The following is a 17,790-nucleotide window of genomic DNA, read 5'->3' as shown; positions in this document are numbered from 1 at the left end:
TAATTGATATTAATTATTGAAATGATGAAATAATGCGATAATTACGAAAAGTGCTGGAACTACAACTGCAAAACCATAACCTACTTTACTTAAAAATCTTGAGTATTTGTTGTGCATTCCCATTGATTGAAGAGAAGATGCAAACCCGTGCCATAAGTGGAATCCTAAAAGGATAAATGACACACAGTATAATCCTGTACGGATTGGGTCATGAAATTTGTGAACTAACTCACCATAATATCTTGTAGCATCTGGTGCTGTACCCGCTATGTATTTGTAGCTAACTTCAGGAAACCAGAAATCATAAAAATGCAATCCTAAGAAAGCTAAAATAACCAATCCAGAAATAATCATATTTCTAGAACTCCAAGAAGCGTTTGCAGCTCCGTTGTATTTAGCGTAAGCAATTGGTCTTGCCGCGCTGTTTTGTGCCGTAAGTACAAATCCCATTACAAAGTGGAAAATTACTCCAAATGCCAAAACTGGCTGCATTACATACTGAATCAGCGGATTGTATCCCATAAAGTGAGAAGCTTCATTGAAAACGTCTTCACTAAGAATAGAAATAAAATTTAAGGAAACATGCAGCGCTAAAAACGTGATTAAGAATATTCCCGAAAGAGCCATAGCGACTTTCTTTAAGATGGAAGCATTCAACTGTGCAGATTGTGCCATAAGTGTTAAGTAGTTTGTTTTAAAAAATTACACAAAAATAATTCAATTACAAAAGAACTACAACCATTTCGCTGTTATTTATAATGATTTTAAAATAGCCTATATCTACGTATTTTTACGTACAAAAATTAAGCTGCTAAAAAATAATTCACTATAGGAAACTTCAAAACACTGCTTTTTAAGCTTTAAAGAAAAATTTGAGCTCTAAGTAGATTACTAAAAATTTATCATATTGTTATTTTATTCAAACTTTTGATTTATTTTCTTCAAAAGTGCTCTTCGGCAGAAATTTTGTCTAAGTAAAAAATTGTCATTCCACAACATAGTTTTACCTTTAGCGGCTCAAAAAATTAAGAATGAAAACAGGAATTGATGCTATCTCATTTGATGTAGCAAACATACATTTACCCATAAAAACTTTGGCAATTGCCAGAAACATTGAACCAGAAAAATTAGAAAAAGGTCTTGGATTACTAAAAATGACCTTTCCAGATGTTCATCAGGACGCTGTAGTTTTTGGAGCAAATGCTTTGACTAAACTTATCATTGATAATAAAATCAACCTAAACGAAATTAGCAGAATCTATGTTGGTACTGAAAGCGGTATCGACAGTTCTAAACCAATTGCTTCTTATTTAATTAGTTTAATGGAGCAGAAATTTGGCGAAGATTCTTTAGCAGAATGTGATGTTGTAGATTTCACTTTCGCTTGTATTGGCGGAGTTGACGCTTTACAAAACTGCCTTGATTTTGTAAAATTAAATCCAACTAAAAAAGCAATTGTAGTTACTTCTGATTTTGCCAAATATGATTTAAATTCTGGAGGAGAATACACTCAAGGTGCTGGAGCTGTGGCAATGTTGATCACAGCAAACCCAAAAATCATTGCTTTTGATGAAAATTGGGCAACGAGCACAAAAGGTGTTTTCGATTTCTTTAAACCATACAGAACGATTTCTAAAGAAGAAATTACTCAAAACACTAACAACGATTCTTGGTTTGATAATTTAGAAGCTGAAATTGAAATCCACAAAGATCAACCGGTTTTTGACGGACAATATTCGAACCAATGTTATATGGATCGTACGCGAAACGCTTACTTTTCATTTAAAAAACTAAAAAACGCAACCGAAACTTTATACAATACTTGGCATAGTATCGTGATGCATTTACCATATTCTTTCCAAGGAAGAAGAATGTTATCTGAAATCTACGCTTTAGACAGTGCCGAAAAAATTATTGCTGATGATATCGCACCAGCTGATTATCAGACAAAAATTAAAGAAGTAGCAAAATCTGAAGATTACAAAACATTTGTAACGGAGAAATTACAGCCTGCAGAATTAGCGTCTTCTTTAATTGGAAACCTTTATACAGGTTCTATTTTCATGGGATTATTATCGACTTTGGCTCATTTTTATGACACGAACAAAGAAGTTGCAGGAACTAAATTCGGTTTCTTAGCTTACGGAAGCGGATCGAAATCAAAAGTTTTTGAAGGAACAATTCAACCAGAATGGAAATCGGCTTTAGAAAATGTGAAGCTTTTTGAAAATTTAGCGGAAAGTGTAGAAATTGATTTCAGCACTTATGAAAGTCTTCATAAAAAAGAACAAAAACAAAGCGTAAGAACTCCGAAAAACGAATGGGTTTTAGACAGAATTGAAAAAGAAATTCCTGTTTTGATTGGGGCGCGTTATTATAAATGGATTGATTAAATTTCAATAAAGAAATTCCAATAAAAAACCGAAGCAAATTGCTTCGGTTTTTTTGTTTTACACGCAGTTTGTCATTTCGACTGAAAGGAGAAATCACACTCGAAACTCTACAAAGATTAGCGATTTTGCATGTCGAATTACTAGTGTGATTTCTCCTTTCAGTCGAAATGACAAGATTGCGCAAAAACCTTTGTCAAAGTTCAAAACTTTGACAAAGGTCGCATCAAATAGAAAGCATTCTCTAATTATCGCATTGACATATTCTCTAATTAAAAAATCAATCCTTTTTATGCTGTTCAGTATAATTTTGATTTCCTTTAATTCGGATATCTTCACTCTGCATTCCGTTTGCCATTCCTAGCATAAAGGCTGTAATTACGATTATAAATTTTCTTTTTATCCAATGAAGAAGCGGTCGTTTAGATTGCTCCAAACGAGAATTTTTATTTTGTTTATACATTTTGAAAATGATAAATGATTAGACATTATTAAATCATCTATGCTCAGAAATAATTTCTTAAGCGCTGTATAAACTTTTATCGAAGTGTTTTGAAGTGATTATTTCATTTATAAAAACAGATTGATTTATAAATGAAGTTAGTTTTTGATGAAGCAGATTTTGCAGTTTCAACAATTTCTTGATTTGAAAAGTAAAGATGTTTTCGGTTTTAAGAAAATTCAAAACAATCGAAAATCCTATTTTTTCAGAAGAAACAGCTTGTCCGAATTTATATAAACGAGAACCTTTAAGATTTAATTCTCTTCTTAAAACTACAAACGAAGATTGGTAATATTCTGCCGATTTAGATTGAGAATATAAAGTACCATCGCCCGCAATCACGACAAAAGCCAGAAAGAGTGCAATTAGGTATTTTATATGTTTTTTCAATCTTTATGTTTTAGATTATGAAACGAAAATACAACTTTTATTTGTTCAGCATTGTTTCGGCTTCATTTTTATAAAGAAGCAATCCCAATCCTAAAACAAAAACCGCACAACTCAAAACCATCAAAATTCCATTTTTCAAAGCAAAAAAGGAAAATCCCACACCAACCGAACCAACAATTACCATCAAAGACTTTAAGGTTTCTGTTTTCATAAAAGCAAGTGCATGCAATGCCAAACCCAGAAAAAGCAAAGACGGACCAACAGCCACAAATGGATAAAAAATCAATGGCGAATTGCCGATGTGCTGGCTTAGCTGTTCTTTTGCAATTTCATTATTTCCATAACTCGACATGATAAAATCGATTGTACAAAGTCCGATATGCGCAATAACGCCTAAAGTTGTCAAAACTGAAGCTACTTTATTTGTCTTTGTTTTAGGAAATGCATCATTAAAAGACAACAAAAAACAGGCGCCAATTAAATTGAACCAATGCGCAAAATCTACTGAATCGCTTAAACTTGGCAAAAGTTTAGAAAAAAATAAATAACTGACTAGAAAAAAGACTAACCCGATCAAGCAACGTTGTTTTGTATTCATAGTTTGTTTTCTCAACTTTTATAATTTATAAATCGTAAACTTATTATGACTCAAAGTAAAACCGAGATTTTCATAAATAGCTACGTTTTCTATTCGTTTTTTGTTTGTAGTTACTTCTATGCTTTTTAGATTATTTTGTTCTGAATATTTTAAAATTTCATCAACCAATTTCCTCCCAACGCCTTGACCACGGTATTTTTGATGAATAAAAAACTCCTGAATTTCACCAACCAATCCGCAATGATGGAGAAGATTTTGGGTATGAAAGCTAATAAAACCTAAACCTTCATTTTCGTTTTCAGCAATCAGATAAAGATTTTTTGGGTTTGAAATGTTTTCATTGAATATTATTTCGAACATTTTAAAATCTAAAACTTCATTTTCAAGTTCGCAGATTGCTTTGTAGACGAAGTCTAAATCGTAATTTTCTACTTTTCTGATGTTTACTTTTAGATTCATAACTCTAACTAATATCAGTCAGTTTTACAATTTTATCGTCCAAGAATTGAAAAATCGATTTTCCTTTCATATTTAATTCTTGACCAGCTTTTAATCCGTTTGGGAAATCTATTGCTAGAACAGCATAATAATCAATGTCAATTATTGCTGTAATTTCATCTTGCTTAATTGATGTAATAGTTTGTTTTCGTGCTGAGAAATATTCTTTTCCTTTTTCGGCTTGGGCAGAAAATTCTTTTATTCCATTCAAAGTCAGGTTGATTTCGCCATTTTGAATGTTTTCAAAAATAACCGATTCGTCAAAATCAGCAATCATTTTGTCAATATCAAATTGATTGTATCCTTCAATATAATTTTGGATTATTTTTTCCTTCTCAATCATAATATATTGTTTTATAAATGTTCATTCAACCCAAGTCGTTCAAATTTCTGTTTATACTTTTGAACATAATTATTCCATGTTTCTTTAAAAGCTTCATTATCATAAACTAAAGCAGCATAACCTACTGTTTCTTGGCTAAAATGATTTCCAAAAATATTGTCCAAATATTCAATTCCTGAATCGATTACTTTTTTTAGAATTTGTAATTTATCAATTCCACTTCCTTTGCAGGCTTTATCCAGCCATAATCCTTTTCCAATTTTCACATATTCTACAAGAAGGTTTTCTGTTATAAATTGAGAAGGAACATCGTTTATATCAGGTTCATGTTTTCCATTTTTAAAAACTAATAATATTAGTTCTTCTGAATAATATGCTGACGGAATTAATCTCAGCATTGTACCGCTTTCAGCCGCTTTGAAACAAAGGTCTTTTGTGATAAACTCATCAGGAATTACCTGAATTGCAAAACCATCTTTTTTCACCAGTTTTTCGCAAAGTTCTGGCGTAATAAATTCTTCGTTTACATAGGGCAAAGCATGAAATGTATTTTCTAATGCCATTTCGCACAATTCTTTGGTTTTATACTGAGACGGAACCAATTTCAAATCTCTATAATTCGCTTTTACTCTTAATTCCCAATAAGCATAGGTTTTTGGAGCTGGATTGCTTTGCTTTAAAACAAATTCGCCTCTTGCCAAATCCCGTTCCAATTCTTCAAAAGTTTCAATTAACGGATTATCTAACAACTTCCTGAGTTCGTTCGAAATAATTTCATCGCCCGTTTCATCGTCATATTCGCATTCATTTTTAGGATCAATTTCATCTCTATCGTTATAATAAAACAGCTCATTTTTCCTTTCTGCAAATGTTGTATTGTGATCTGTTACAATAAAAACAGGAGCTTCAATTAAACCTGTGCAATTAAAATTACCATGATTATAATACGTCATTACAACTTCTTTTGCTGTAACATTCCCGTTTATTTCCACATACGAACCGCCTAAAAGTAAACTTTTGCAGAAAACATTTCCGTTTATAAAAACATACGGACCATAATCTCCTTCAGCATTAATAATAGAACCGCTAATGAAAGCATTTCCGTCAATTAAAATTCCTTCAATTCTAAATTCATCAATGCTTTTAAAGGGAAGATTAAAAATATTGAGATACCATTTCTTTATTTTATCCTCATAAATATCCAAATGAAAATTAGAATCAAAAAGCACATCTTTATCTGCTACAAGAAAAAAATCTTCATCGTCCCATTCATCGAAATAATCAAATCCTTCTCGATCAAGTAAAAAGGGATATTTAGATTTTACTTCTTTTATAGTAACTAATTTAAAAGCTGAATTGTGCATTTTTTATTCTTATTAAACCAAATTTGTCTGGCATTTATTTTATATCAAGATTACACAATTCTAAATTCAAAACCAATTCGATAGTCAGAAAAATTGTATTTTTACCCACGAAAAGATTTACAATTTGTATCTCACAAATAAAATCTTGTTTCCTACATAGACCAAAAAAGGTAAAAGAATTTTAAATATCTTTGAATCATGAGCACAGTAAAACCAAAACATATAGGCAGAAACATAAGCCGAATTAGAGAACTGAGAGATATGAAGCAGGAAGCGCTTGCTATTGCAATTGGCACAAACCAGCAATCTATCTCGATTATTGAAGGAAGTGAAAGTGTTGATGAAGAAAAACTAAAGAAAATTGCTCAAGCCTTAGGAGTTCCTGTTGAAGTAATTAGAAACTTTTCTGAAGAAGCTGTTTTTAACATTATGGGGAATACATATGATAATGGTTCTTCTTCTGTAAATCATGGTTGCACATTTAATCCCTTAGATAAACTTATTGAATCGTATGAAGAGAATAAAAAACTTTACCAACAGTTAATTCAAGCTGAAAAAGAGAAAGTGGCTCTTTTGGAAAAGTTACTTGATAAGAAATAGAAAATTATTTTTATAAAAGAAAAAACCGAAGTTTTGAAATTTCAAAGCTTCGGTTTTTTTTATGCTCATGTTTTTTTGTCATTCTGAGGAACGAAGACACGAGCGATAGCAAACTGGCGAAGTAATCACACTAGAAATTCTACAATCAAAATCGCCAATCTTTATCGAGTTCCGAGTGTGATTCTTCGTTCCTCAGAATGACAAACTTTGTGTTTATCAATCTTTGTAGAGTTACTTGCGGAGATTTCTCCTTCGTCGAAATGACAAGATTGTGGTTAATTACAAATTTGAAAAGAAAAAATCTACAGAATCTGCTAAATCCGCGTGAAACAAAACCGCTAATTTTTGTGGAATTTCGAGTGTGATCTCTCTTCGTCGAGATGACAAAACTGTGTGTATACAAATCTTTGTAGAGTTACTTATGGAGATTTCTCGTTCCTCGAAATGACAAGATTGGGTAAATACTTTGCGCTTAGCTACTTTGTAAGATTATTTCGTTACTGTTTAAAGAAATACTTTGTGCAGATCCTTCGACTTCGCTCAGGAAGACAAAACAGAACTTAAACTTTGTGTTCTTTGCAACAAAAAAAATTTGCAACTTCGCGTCTTTGCGAGCAAAAATCTCCTGTGCACTTTGCGTAAACCTTAGCGTTATTTGCGGTTAAAAAAACTTCGCGCCTTAGCGCCTTCGTGGCAAAAACAATAAATAAGAAAACTTTAATAAATCTGCTATACGCCACTAATTCAAAAATTAGTAATTTTGAAAATCGAAGTTCAAAAACGAAATAATTATGAAATATCATCAAATAAACAGCGCTCTTTTTGTAAAAAACCGCAGAAAGTTCATGGCTGAAATGAAACCTAATTCTGTTGCAGTATTCAACTCAAATGACATTTATCCAGTTAGTGCTGATAGTACTTTGCCGTTTGCACAGCATAGAGATATTTTTTATCTAAGCGGTGTAGATCAGGAAGAAAGTATTTTGCTTTTGTTTCCAGATGCGCCTTATGAAAGCCAAAGAGAAATTCTTTTTTTGAGAGAAACCAACGATCATATCGCAGTTTGGGAAGGTGAAAAATTGACTAAAGAACGTGCTTTTCAGGTTTCAGGGATTAGAACGGTTTATTGGTTACAGGATTTTCATAAAGTTTTGAACGAAATGATGACGTATGCCGATACGATGTACATCAACACAAACGAACATTACCGTGCGACTGTTGAAACAGAAACACGTGAGGCTCGTTTTGTAAAATGGTGGAAAGAGCGTTATCCAGCGCACAATGTTGCAAAAAGCAACCCAATTTTACAAAGACTTCGTTCTGTAAAAGAAAGCGAAGAAATCGATTTGATTCAGCATGCTTGTGATATTACAGAAAAAGGTTTCCGCAGATTATTAGGATTCGTAAAACCAAATGTTACAGAATATGAAATCGAAGCTGAGTTAGCGCACGAATTTATCCGTAACCGTTCTAAAGGTTTTGCTTATACGCCAATTATTGCTTCTGGAAACAATGCAAATGTTTTACATTACATCGAAAACAATCAGCAATGTAAAGACGGAGATTTGATTTTGTTAGATGTTGCAGCTGAATATGCAAATTATTCAAGCGACATGACGAGAACAATTCCAGTTTCTGGACGTTTTACAGATCGTCAGAAAGCGGTTTATAATGCTGTTTTAAGAGTGAAAAACGAAGCGGCAAAAATGCTTACGCCTGGAACGCTTTGGAAACAATATCATATTGAAGTGGGTAAAATCATGACTTCTGAATTACTTGGTTTAGGTTTAATAGACAAAGCCGATGTTCAGAACGAAAATCCAGAATGGCCTGCTTACAAAAAATATTTCATGCATGGAACTTCTCACCACTTAGGACTTGACACGCACGATTACGGATTGCTTCACGAACCAATGAAAGCGAATATGGTTTTCACGGTTGAGCCAGGAATTTACATTCCAGCAGAAAAATTCGGAATCCGTTTAGAAGACAACGTTGTGATTCAAGAAAAAGGAGAACCTTTCAACTTAATGCGCAACATTCCTGTTGAAGTCGATGAGATTGAGACTTTGATGAATGAATAGATAAACAAGAGGCTGTCCAATATTTTTCGGACAGCCTCTTCTCTTTTAATTTTATTAAGCCCCAGCGGGGCAAAATATTTATAGACATTCAATCATATTGATATAAAAAAGCTCCAGCGGATCAAAATATAATAACATGGAAAAAAATCATATGTCGCTCCGCTGGAGCTTTTATGTCGGCAATACATAAAATTTCTATAGATATTTCGCTTCTCCGAAGCTGATCTTCCGAAACAAAAGAAACTGAAATTCTATGAACTTTGGAAAGTGATATCTTAAACCAATAAAAAAGCCCTTAATATAAAATATTAAGGGCTTTTTAAATTATAATAAATCGGTTAATTATCCGATTTTTGAGATTTGTACATCCAATTGGAATTTACCGTCAGCTTCATTTCCGTTGATTAGATCAAAAAGTTCTAAAGCTCTTCTCGCGTTTTTCTCTTCTTCTCTTTGCTCAGCTACATACCACATCATAAAATCTTCTGTAGCGTAGTCATTTTCAGCTCTACATTTTGCAATTACTTTATTAATTGCTTGAGTAACTGCAATTTCATTTTGCAAAGCAATTTCAAATACTTCTTTAAAAGAAGCAAATTCTTGCTGCACTTCTGGAACAGATGGCGTAATTGCAATCCCTCCCATATCTGTAATGAATTTGAAAATTTTCAGAAAATGCTCTCTTTCTTCTTCAGCTTGCTTATACAAATACGATGCTGTATTAGCATAACCATTTCTATCCAACCATGCAGCCATAGCTAAATATTTGTTAGAAGCGTCACTTTCTAATTTTGCTTGTAAATTCAATATATTTTCTACACCTTCAACTAATGAAGTACGTGTTCTTAGTAAATCTTTCATGGCCTTTAATTTTTATACGTGTAAAATTACAAAAATTAAAGAAGCCGATCGTAACCCCTTGAAAATTTGGATTTAATCTAAGTAAGAATCTAAATAAGCTCTACGTTTACCATATTGCAAAGCATAGAATGCAAGTTGAGGGTAAATTTTGTTCCGTTTAATAAATCTCTTAACTGAACGATTTCGCAGATCGTAAGATTTCTGGAAAAATTTCTTTTGGTAGTTTCAATCAGCTGTGCATCTGATTGGTCAGATAAGTCATAAAGCATATCAAGAATATCAACGCTATTAACCTTTCTTTGAAAAATCAAAAAATCATGAATTTTATAACTTGACACAGTATCAATAAAATTGATAATTATACTATTGGTCAAATCACATTGGTAACTATATCCTTTTTCGGTTTCAAATAATACTTTGGTGGTCAAATCGCTAACTAATGCCATTCTGATAAAAATTATTACGGTGCAAAAATATATAATTTGAAACAATTAAACACATAATTAAGACTAATTTAAAATAACAAAATGATATAATGTTCTTAAAAACAGCTCAAGTCTATCAAAACTGTAACATTCTACAACATTATTAGTCTAATTTTAAAAACAAATAACTAAGAAATCATGCAAGCACACGAAATAGATTATCAGATTTTTGGAGAAGAAATGCAGTATGTGGAAATAGAATTGGATCCACAGGAAATTGTAATTGCCGAAGCTGGCAGCTTTATGATGATGGAAAACAATATCCAGATGGAAACTATATTTGGAGACGGTTCGCAACAACAAGGTTCAGGTTTGTTTGGCAAACTTTTAAATGCAGGTAAAAGAGTTCTTACTGGCGAAAGCTTGTTTATGACTGCATTTTTAAACCAAGGCAATACTAAAAGCAAAGTTTCATTTGCATCACCTTATCCTGGAAAAATTCTTCCAATTGATTTAACTCAATTTCAAGGTAAATTTATCTGTCAAAAAAGTTCTTTTTTATGCGCTGCCAAAGGTGTTTCTGTTGGAATTGAATTTTCTCAGAAACTAGGTCGCGGTTTATTTGGCGGTGAAGGTTTTATCATGCAGAAAATTGAAGGAGATGGAATGGCATTTGTACATTCTGGAGGAACAATGGCTAAAAAAGAGTTAGCTCCTGGCGAAGTCCTAAAAGTAGATACTGGATGCATTATTGGTTTTACCAAAGATGTCGATTATGATATTGAATTTATTGGCGGTATTAAGAATTCCATTTTTGGTGGCGAAGGTTTATTTTATGCCACTTTAAAAGGTCCGGGAACAGTTTTTATACAATCGTTACCTTTTTCTAGATTAGCAGATCGCATTATTGCATCGGCACCAAGGTCTGGCGGAAACAGTCGTGACGAAGGAAGTCTGCTTGGCGGATTAGGAAATCTTTTAGATGGCGATAATCGATTTTAATTTATAGAAATGGCTTTCAGAAATGGAAGCCATTTTTTATTATTTCACAAAGCAAACAATGTTATAAATAATTTTATGACTGTTTTAAAGATTTCCCAATTAAATCAAGACATCGCGATATTTTACTTCAGCTTTCTTAACTTTGCATTTCAAAACAAAAATCTTTCATTTTGAAAACGCTTTTATATAAAAATACCAAAATATCATACTCCGATTCGGGAACTGGAAACGCAATTGTTTTGCTTCACGGCTTTTTGGAAAACAAAAAAATGTGGAAAGAATATGTTGATTTTTTTGCAGAAAAATATCGTGTCATAACAATCGATTTATTAGGTCACGGCGAAACAGATTGTTTGGGTTATGTTCATAAAATGGAAGATAATGCCGATGTAGTGAACGAGGTTTTGGAACATTTAAAAATTGGAAAAGCCATAATTCTTGGACATTCAATGGGCGGTTATGTTGGTTTGGCTTTCGCTGAATTATACCCAGAAAAAATTCAAAAGTTAGTTTTACTGAATTCAACTTCTAAAGAAGACAGCGAAGAGAAAAAATTAAATAGAACTCGTGCAATTAAAGCGGTAAAACAAAACTATGTAAGCTTTGTAAGTTTAGCAATTGCAAATTTGTTTAGCGAAAACAACAGAACTCGATTGGCAGAAGAAATCGAAAAAGTAAAAGCCGAAGCTTTAAAAACACCTTTACAAGGAATCGTCGCTTCTTTGGAAGGAATGAAAATCAGAAAAGACAGAGAAGAATTGGTGCGCAAGAATTTATTTCCAATTCTTTTGATTCTAGGAAAAAAAGATCCTGTTTTAAACTACGAAGAAAGTCTTTCGCAAATCGAAGACACAACCGCAGAACTGGTTTCTTTTGAGGACGGCCATATGAGCCAAATCGAAAACAAAGAAGCTTTAAAAACAATTTTACTAGACTTCTTCGAATAAAATCCAAATACTATAAGATCAAAAAAGGCCATTTCTAACCGAGGTTGAAATAGCCTTTTTCTCATTCTTGGGGGCAAAATATCATTATAACTTTGAAGTAATATCTTTTTTGTATTTAGATAAAGTCGCTCTTGTTAAACCAAGATTTGCCTTTGTAGAGTCTACAGCTAAGTAGATAAAGTATCTTCCATCTTCAGAAACATCAATAATATGAATCTGATCTGTAAGAGTAATTAAAATATCATTAATTTTTTGATTTAATCCTAAAGCTCTAAGTGCGTTTAATTTAGCTTTTACAACTTCTAAATTATAAGCCGAAGCCAATTCTGGATCAAAATCAGATTTTACTGTTAGAGAGCAGTAAGACATTCCTGTTTCAACTTCTGTAACCGAAACAGCGATAAATCCGTTAACATTCTCTTTTAAATCGTTTTGAAAATTTTGTAAAAAATCTGACATGTGTATTAAATTTTTGGTTTTAAATTAGTTGTTAAAAATAGAATCCATCTTTCTCAGCAATAGACCCATTTTGCTTAAATCTTTAGAAAGCAACGCGATGCAATTATCATCTTGATTTTTGCTTGCCACAACAATTCCGTCATTGTTCTTAATCATTACTTGTTTAAGATCTCCGTTGTTAACGTCTTCCGACATTTCAAGGCACATCTTTAAGATCATTCCGATCATTGCTGCAACATTCCCGTCGTATTCTAAATTAACAGACTCGTTTAAGATTCCATCAATATTAAAACTAAGTCCAGACTCTGCGCCAGTCTCTTCTACTAGTGTTTGTAAATCAATCATATACTTTTCTTTGTCATGTTTTTGGAAGCGTCAAAGATATTTCAATATTGGCAATTGTGCGATAAACACTTGTTAAAAAAAAGTGTAGTATAACGTACTGACTCACTTTTGTTTATCACTTAATTAATCCTATTTTTTTGCGTAAAATGTTTAAAAAAAAATAACATAAAAAACATATTATATTAAAATCATAACATTTCGATTGATAAAATTCATTTCTAAGGCTAACGTTTACAAATTGTTGTATTAGGCAAAAGTTTTTCTATAGATTTGCAAAAAATTTATTCAAATGAAAACTGTTGACGAATTACGCTTTGACTTAAATGTAAAACTGGAAAAGTTTAGAAGATTTCGTATTGAAAACGGACACATTAATAATACGGCTTCTGGAGAAAAATCTAAAAAAGGTTTCTTCAAAAAAATATTCAGCTAAAAGCACCTTAAAAAATAGCCGAACTTCTTCAAAAAAGTTCGGCTATATTATTATAGATCTCTAGCGTTTTTCGCAACTAAAAAGCACATTTTGTTTATCAATAGAGAATTAAAACTATCTCAAAATTCAAAAAGAAATCCAGAAGAAATTCGTTTTAAAAGAGATACTGAATTGATTTAAAATCGTGATTATACTTTTTCCTCAAAGGGAATGTTTACATCAAAAATTTCGCCCAGCAAATTGGCGATTTCTTCTAAATAAGAATTCAAAATTTGAGATGTTACAATTACATCTAAATCTTTTTCTTCTTTAAAACCAAAAGGTAAAAATCCTGATTTTAAATTTTTGAATGAAATAATGCCAACTTCCATAGGAAGTCCTCCTGCTTCTTTTTCAAACATGAAAGCATACGCCAAAACCTGAATGATTTTATCATTTTTAAGCTCTTGCGTTAACCCATTCCATGTTTTCAATACCACATTCGCCTTTTCTACTTTTCCTGTCTTATAATCAATAATTCGGATTTTACCATCTCGTCGTTCAATACGATCGACATTTCCTTTAATTAAAACAGGAAATGGCAATTTTGGATGAACAAATTCTCGCTCAAAAGTTTGCTCCAAAGCAATAATCTGAATCGCTTCATTATTTCGAACCGACTCCAATTCCATTTTCAGAAAATTCGAGACATTTCTTTTTGCAACTTCAAAAGCCAAAAGGTTTCGTCCTTTTTTGATTTCACCTTCTTTATAAACCAATTTAAATTGCTTCAGAACTTCATCGTCCAGCAATTTAAAACAATTTAAAAGATCGTTTTCTGAAATAAATTTCCCGATAAAAGGATCATAAAGCGCTTTAAGCGTTTCGTGAATAATAGTTCCCAAAGTATTCAAAGCAATATTTTCTTCTACTTCTTCCACTTCACGAATTCTCAATATTTTCTGAAAATAAAATTCAATCGGATTCCGAATATAACTCGTCAAAGCAGAAGGCGAAAAACCAACTGTCGCGATTTCCTTTAAACGTTCCATCACCAATTCAGATTTAGGGACAGAAATTGGTTCGTATGCTGTATTAGGAAGCTCTGGATTGTAAATATCGAAAGTAATATTATGTCTTATTTTTTTCTCAACTTCCAACTGAGTTATAAAACGGCTTCTTTCGCCTGCATCGAGTCCGTCATTTTCAGTATTGTAAATTAAGTATATGTTTTTTGCTCTTTGAAGCAGATGATAAAAGTGATAAGTATAAATCGCATCTTTTTCCTTGAAAGTTGGAAGCCCTAACTCGCGTTTTACATCATAAGGAATAAATGAATTCTGAGATTTTCCAGCAGGAAATTTCCCTTCATTCATAGAAGTTATTATAACTGTTTCGAAATCCAAAACACGGCTTTCCAAAACTCCCATAATCTGCAAACCTCTTAAAGGCTCTCCTTCAAAAGAAACTTCAGCTAAATCTATAATTTGCTTATAAATCGCATGAAGCGTATCAATATTATCGATGTGATGATGTTTGGAATAGTAATTTATAAGTTTATTGATTACTTTAAAAACACCATAAACAAAAGCTTTTGCAATTTTTTCTTCTTCATTATCATTACTAAAATGCTCTTTAATAGTGATTAATAAAGTAGAAATATTTTTTAAAACCGCAACCGAACCGTTTTCCCACTTCTCAAATAACAGATTAAAAAACGGAGAAGGTTCTGGATGAAGTTCCAAAATTTTATTGTGAGTGATAAACGTATAATTATTCTCTTTAATAATTTTTACAAGTTTTTGCGCATTCGCGTAAGGCTCAACTAATGGATGCGTTAAAATATCAAGCACATCTTTATAATAAAAAACATAGCTTCCGCCTTTTCGAGAAAGTGCATTCGTATGCATTTTGAACAACTTAGCAACAAAAATTTGCGACGGATTATTCTTTCCTGAATATCCCATCGTAATATTTAAAGCTCCAACCGAGGAAGGAAGCGAATATAAAACCGGAACCAATAAATTCTCCTCACCAAGAACTACCGCAACTTTATCTAGAGAAGCATTAGGGTTTTGATCAATTAAATCTTCAATAATGCTTCCTGCTAGTTTTGCTTGTCCGATTGTTTTTGGGGTTCCAATAATTTGAATATTCTTTGACTGCGAAAAATCATCAACAATCCACTCAAAAGTATTTGCTTTATAATGTTTCCAACTTTCTTTAAAACGTCTTAAAAAAAGTCCCGCATCATGATACGGATCATTTAAAAAAGCCTGGTCAGCATCCCAATAAATTTTAGCCTGATCAAGAGCAAGCAAATGCTGAACGATTTTTTCTTCTGCTGCATTCAAAGCATTGAATCCTGCAAAAATGAAAGTGCGTTTTTTAATCGTATTTGAAAAATGATTCAAGTTGTTTACTGCCTCTCTATAAATTAAACCTTGGTAACCAATTGATTTAAACAACAAATGATTATATAATGATTCATAATACAGAGGAAGTAATTTCCAGAAATCAATATAATTTTCCAGAAGTTTTGTTTTCTGATCAACTTCAAGTCCCCATCTTTTTATGTCTTCTATATCTTTCAAATAAGATAAAACATGTGATGGATCTAAAAGATACCTGTCAATTTCATTAAAGTCCTGTAAAAGAGTTTTAGCCCAATTTGCAAATAGTTCAAAAGACTGCTGATTCTTTTTTTCTGTAATCGATAAATAAACTTCATAGAATTCGAACAAAAGTTCGATAGAATCTATTGAACGAATTGAAGCAACATCCTGAACAAAATCTTCAATACTTGTAATCTCAGGCGCAATAATAGTTTTTGAAGTCTCTTTTTTAAGAGCTTCAATTAAAAAGACTTTTGCCCTTTTATTAGGAAGTATTATTGTTATTTCAGAAAGTTTATCTGCAAAATCCTGAATTACAACAGAAGCAATTTTTTGAAGAAAAGAAGTATTTACCATATGATAAAAATAAAAAAAGCCATTCAATTAAGAATGGCTTTTCATATTTATTTAAAAACTGAATTATAGTTTTCCTTGGTATTTAGAACCAATGTGTCTAATTTCAGTTCTTCTGTTTTGAGCTTTACCTGCAGCAGTTTTGTTACTTGCAACTGGTTGGCTAGAACCAAATCCTTTAGACTCTAAGTTCTCTGGGTTTACACCTCTTTGAACTAATGCATCCAATACAGCTTTAGCTCTATCTTCAGAAAGTTTTTGGTTTACTTTAGCAGAACCTGTACTATCTGTGTGTCCTTCGATAGAGAATTTCGCGTTTGGATAGTTTTTAAGGATTTCTTTAATAGCATCTAATCTAGCTTGAGTTTCTTTATCTCCTGTTTTGAAAGTAGCTTTTCCTGAGTTAAAGTATACCGCTCTAGCTTGAACTTTAAGATCTTCTAACGCCTCAGAAGTTACTTCTGGACATCCTCTGTTACTAGCAGGACCAGCAACTGTAGGACAGTCGTCATCTTTGTCAGCAACACCGTCTTTATCAGCATCTAAGAATGGGCAACCACCGTTTTCTTTAGGACCAGCAACTGTAGGACATTTATCGTCTTTATCAGCAATTCCGTCTCCGTCAGTATCAGGACAACCTTTTAAAGCAGCTAAACCAGCAACATCTGGACAAGCATCATCTTTATCAGCAATTCCGTCTCCATCAGTATCAGGACATCCGTTTAATGCAGCTAAACCAAATACATCTGGACAAGCGTCAGAAGCATCAACGATTCCGTCACCGTCAGTATCAGGACATCCGTTGAATTGTTTTAAACCAGCAACATCTGGACAAGCATCATCTTTGTCATAGATTCCGTCTCCGTCAGTATCTTTACCTCCGAATTTGAAAACTAAACCTGCAGTGTGTTGGAAGTGAGATGGAGCATCTGGAGCACCATTTGCATCTTCTCTATCTCCACTAACTGACCATTTGTATCTTGTAGCAAGCTCAAGACCAATAGCATCTGTAAACCAGAAAGTAACACCAGCACCTGGGTTAACAGTTCCGTAGCTGCTATCTCCGAAGAAAGTGTAACCTCCACCAACAGATAACGAAGGATCAACTACTTTAGATTTGATCAATTCTTGGAAGCTATATTTTACCGTAGCATCAATTCCGTAGTACATTAAGTCCCCAGGATTTGTTACGATCATACCTCTTCCATCATGACCTGCTGCATTTGGTGCAAAAACAACATATTTGTCGATTTTGTTTACAGATCCTTGTAAACCTACAGAGAAACCATGCCCTACATATCTAGATACTCCAATGTAAGATAAAGAAGGAAGAATATTCCAGTTATCCTTTACAGCGAATGGCTGAGAAAAGTGTGCAGGAAAAAAGTCAACATGTTCTGGACTTGCACTAGTCCTTGTATCCACAGCATTAACCCCGAAAGAGATCGCCCATGGATTGTTACTGTCTTGCGCGTGAGAACTTAAACCCATCGCCATCAATACAGCAACTAAAAGTTTGTTAAGATGTTTCATACTTAATTTTTTTAATTACAATTTAGTTAATTACAAGCAAAAGTAACACCAAATTTTTTAAATACAAA

At 32.7% G+C, this 17,790-nt stretch carries 19 protein-coding genes and 1 pseudogene; 7 read left to right on the top strand and 13 right to left on the bottom strand.

Going from position 1 to position 17,790, the window contains the following annotated elements:
* Positions 1 to 9: 9 nt before the first annotated feature.
* The gene (locus V6624_RS11595) at positions 10 to 675 is read right to left on the bottom strand and encodes a succinate dehydrogenase cytochrome b subunit (RefSeq protein ID WP_111287196.1); all 666 of its coding nucleotides are present in this window, start codon (positions 673 to 675) and stop codon (positions 10 to 12) included.
* Between the two features lie 356 nt (positions 676 to 1,031).
* Between V6624_RS11595 and V6624_RS11590 the strand changes: the two genes are divergently transcribed.
* Positions 1,032 to 2,393: a hydroxymethylglutaryl-CoA synthase family protein gene (locus tag V6624_RS11590; protein WP_111287198.1), complete on the top strand. Its 1,362-nt coding sequence runs from the start codon at positions 1,032 to 1,034 to the stop codon at positions 2,391 to 2,393.
* A gap of 277 nt (positions 2,394 to 2,670) precedes the next feature.
* Here V6624_RS11590 and V6624_RS11585 read toward each other — a convergent pair whose 3' ends face one another.
* The 6 genes from V6624_RS11585 to V6624_RS11560 all read right to left on the bottom strand — a co-directional run bounded on the left by V6624_RS11585 (position 2,671) and on the right by V6624_RS11560 (position 6,085).
* Positions 2,671 to 2,853, bottom strand: a complete 183-nt coding sequence (locus V6624_RS11585) for a hypothetical protein (RefSeq protein WP_111287200.1) — start codon at positions 2,851 to 2,853, stop codon at positions 2,671 to 2,673.
* 57 nt (positions 2,854 to 2,910) lie between these two features.
* Entirely contained in the window at positions 2,911 to 3,282 is a 372-nt protein-coding gene (locus tag V6624_RS11580) for a hypothetical protein (RefSeq protein ID WP_162614962.1), read from the bottom strand.
* Between the two features lie 37 nt (positions 3,283 to 3,319).
* A complete protein-coding gene (locus tag V6624_RS11575) occupies positions 3,320 to 3,808 on the bottom strand; it encodes a hypothetical protein (protein ID WP_239455675.1) in 489 nt (162 codons plus the stop codon).
* A 90-nt stretch (positions 3,809 to 3,898) separates the two neighbouring features.
* Positions 3,899 to 4,339, bottom strand: a complete 441-nt coding sequence (locus tag V6624_RS11570; protein WP_111287206.1) for a GNAT family N-acetyltransferase — start codon at positions 4,337 to 4,339, stop codon at positions 3,899 to 3,901.
* Positions 4,340 to 4,343: 4 nt separating this feature from the next.
* A complete protein-coding gene (locus V6624_RS11565; protein ID WP_111287208.1) occupies positions 4,344 to 4,721 on the bottom strand; it encodes a nuclear transport factor 2 family protein in 378 nt (125 codons plus the stop codon).
* Between the two features lie 11 nt (positions 4,722 to 4,732).
* Complete coding sequence (locus V6624_RS11560; protein WP_111287210.1) at positions 4,733 to 6,085, bottom strand: polymer-forming cytoskeletal protein; 1,353 nt, start codon at positions 6,083 to 6,085, stop codon at positions 4,733 to 4,735.
* A gap of 198 nt (positions 6,086 to 6,283) precedes the next feature.
* Between V6624_RS11560 and V6624_RS11555 the strand changes: the two genes are divergently transcribed.
* Together V6624_RS11555 and V6624_RS11550 are read left to right on the top strand one after the other, a co-directional pair.
* Positions 6,284 to 6,685: a helix-turn-helix domain-containing protein gene (locus V6624_RS11555; RefSeq protein WP_111287212.1), complete on the top strand. Its 402-nt coding sequence runs from the start codon at positions 6,284 to 6,286 to the stop codon at positions 6,683 to 6,685.
* Positions 6,686 to 7,476: 791 nt separating this feature from the next.
* A complete protein-coding gene (locus tag V6624_RS11550; protein WP_338841815.1) occupies positions 7,477 to 8,769 on the top strand; it encodes an aminopeptidase P family protein in 1,293 nt (430 codons plus the stop codon).
* Positions 8,770 to 9,111: 342 nt separating this feature from the next.
* On the opposite strand, the gene V6624_RS11545 is transcribed toward V6624_RS11550, so the two are convergent.
* Both V6624_RS11545 and V6624_RS11540 read right to left on the bottom strand, forming a co-directional pair.
* Complete coding sequence (locus V6624_RS11545) at positions 9,112 to 9,630, bottom strand: ferritin (RefSeq protein ID WP_095928386.1); 519 nt, start codon at positions 9,628 to 9,630, stop codon at positions 9,112 to 9,114.
* 89 nt (positions 9,631 to 9,719) lie between these two features.
* On the bottom strand, positions 9,720 to 10,076 hold the full coding sequence (locus V6624_RS11540; RefSeq protein WP_111287218.1) for a hypothetical protein: 357 nt from the start codon (positions 10,074 to 10,076) through the stop codon (positions 9,720 to 9,722).
* Positions 10,077 to 10,253: 177 nt separating this feature from the next.
* Here V6624_RS11540 and V6624_RS11535 point away from each other — a divergent pair, with 177 nt between their 5' ends.
* The 3 genes and pseudogenes from V6624_RS11535 to V6624_RS23725 form a co-directional block, all read left to right on the top strand.
* Positions 10,254 to 11,057, top strand: a complete 804-nt coding sequence (locus V6624_RS11535; protein ID WP_095928388.1) for a TIGR00266 family protein — start codon at positions 10,254 to 10,256, stop codon at positions 11,055 to 11,057.
* Between the two features lie 170 nt (positions 11,058 to 11,227).
* A complete protein-coding gene (locus V6624_RS11530) occupies positions 11,228 to 12,004 on the top strand; it encodes an alpha/beta fold hydrolase (protein WP_111287220.1) in 777 nt (258 codons plus the stop codon).
* Positions 11,977 to 12,042: pseudogene (locus V6624_RS23725) on the top strand (hypothetical protein); the annotation flags it as partial. The gene V6624_RS11530 and the pseudogene V6624_RS23725, both read left to right, overlap by 28 nt.
* Positions 12,043 to 12,088: 46 nt before the next feature.
* On the opposite strand, the gene V6624_RS11525 reads toward V6624_RS23725, so the two are convergent.
* Both V6624_RS11525 and V6624_RS11520 read right to left on the bottom strand, forming a co-directional pair.
* Complete coding sequence (locus tag V6624_RS11525; protein ID WP_095928390.1) at positions 12,089 to 12,463, bottom strand: hypothetical protein; 375 nt, start codon at positions 12,461 to 12,463, stop codon at positions 12,089 to 12,091.
* A 24-nt stretch (positions 12,464 to 12,487) separates the two neighbouring features.
* Positions 12,488 to 12,808, bottom strand: a complete 321-nt coding sequence (locus tag V6624_RS11520) for a hypothetical protein (RefSeq protein WP_095928511.1) — start codon at positions 12,806 to 12,808, stop codon at positions 12,488 to 12,490.
* Positions 12,809 to 13,097: 289 nt separating this feature from the next.
* On the opposite strand from V6624_RS11520, the gene V6624_RS11515 reads away from it, so the two are divergent.
* Positions 13,098 to 13,241, top strand: a complete 144-nt coding sequence (locus V6624_RS11515; RefSeq protein WP_263524681.1) for a hypothetical protein — start codon at positions 13,098 to 13,100, stop codon at positions 13,239 to 13,241.
* A 188-nt stretch (positions 13,242 to 13,429) separates the two neighbouring features.
* Here V6624_RS11515 and V6624_RS11510 read toward each other — a convergent pair whose 3' ends face one another.
* Together V6624_RS11510 and V6624_RS11505 are read right to left on the bottom strand one after the other, a co-directional pair.
* Entirely contained in the window at positions 13,430 to 16,192 is a 2,763-nt protein-coding gene (locus V6624_RS11510) for a PD-(D/E)XK nuclease family protein (RefSeq protein WP_111287222.1), read from the bottom strand.
* 63 nt (positions 16,193 to 16,255) lie between these two features.
* The gene (locus V6624_RS11505; protein ID WP_111287224.1) at positions 16,256 to 17,722 is read right to left on the bottom strand and encodes an OmpA family protein; all 1,467 of its coding nucleotides are present in this window, start codon (positions 17,720 to 17,722) and stop codon (positions 16,256 to 16,258) included.
* Positions 17,723 to 17,790: the final 68 nt, after the last annotated feature.

It is taken from the genome of Flavobacterium ginsenosidimutans (assembly GCF_037478105.1).
GTDB classification, from domain to species: Bacteria; Bacteroidota; Bacteroidia; order Flavobacteriales; family Flavobacteriaceae; genus Flavobacterium; species Flavobacterium ginsenosidimutans.
The sequence above is the reverse complement of the archived record's forward strand: the minus strand, read 5'-3'. Positions and strand labels throughout refer to the sequence as shown.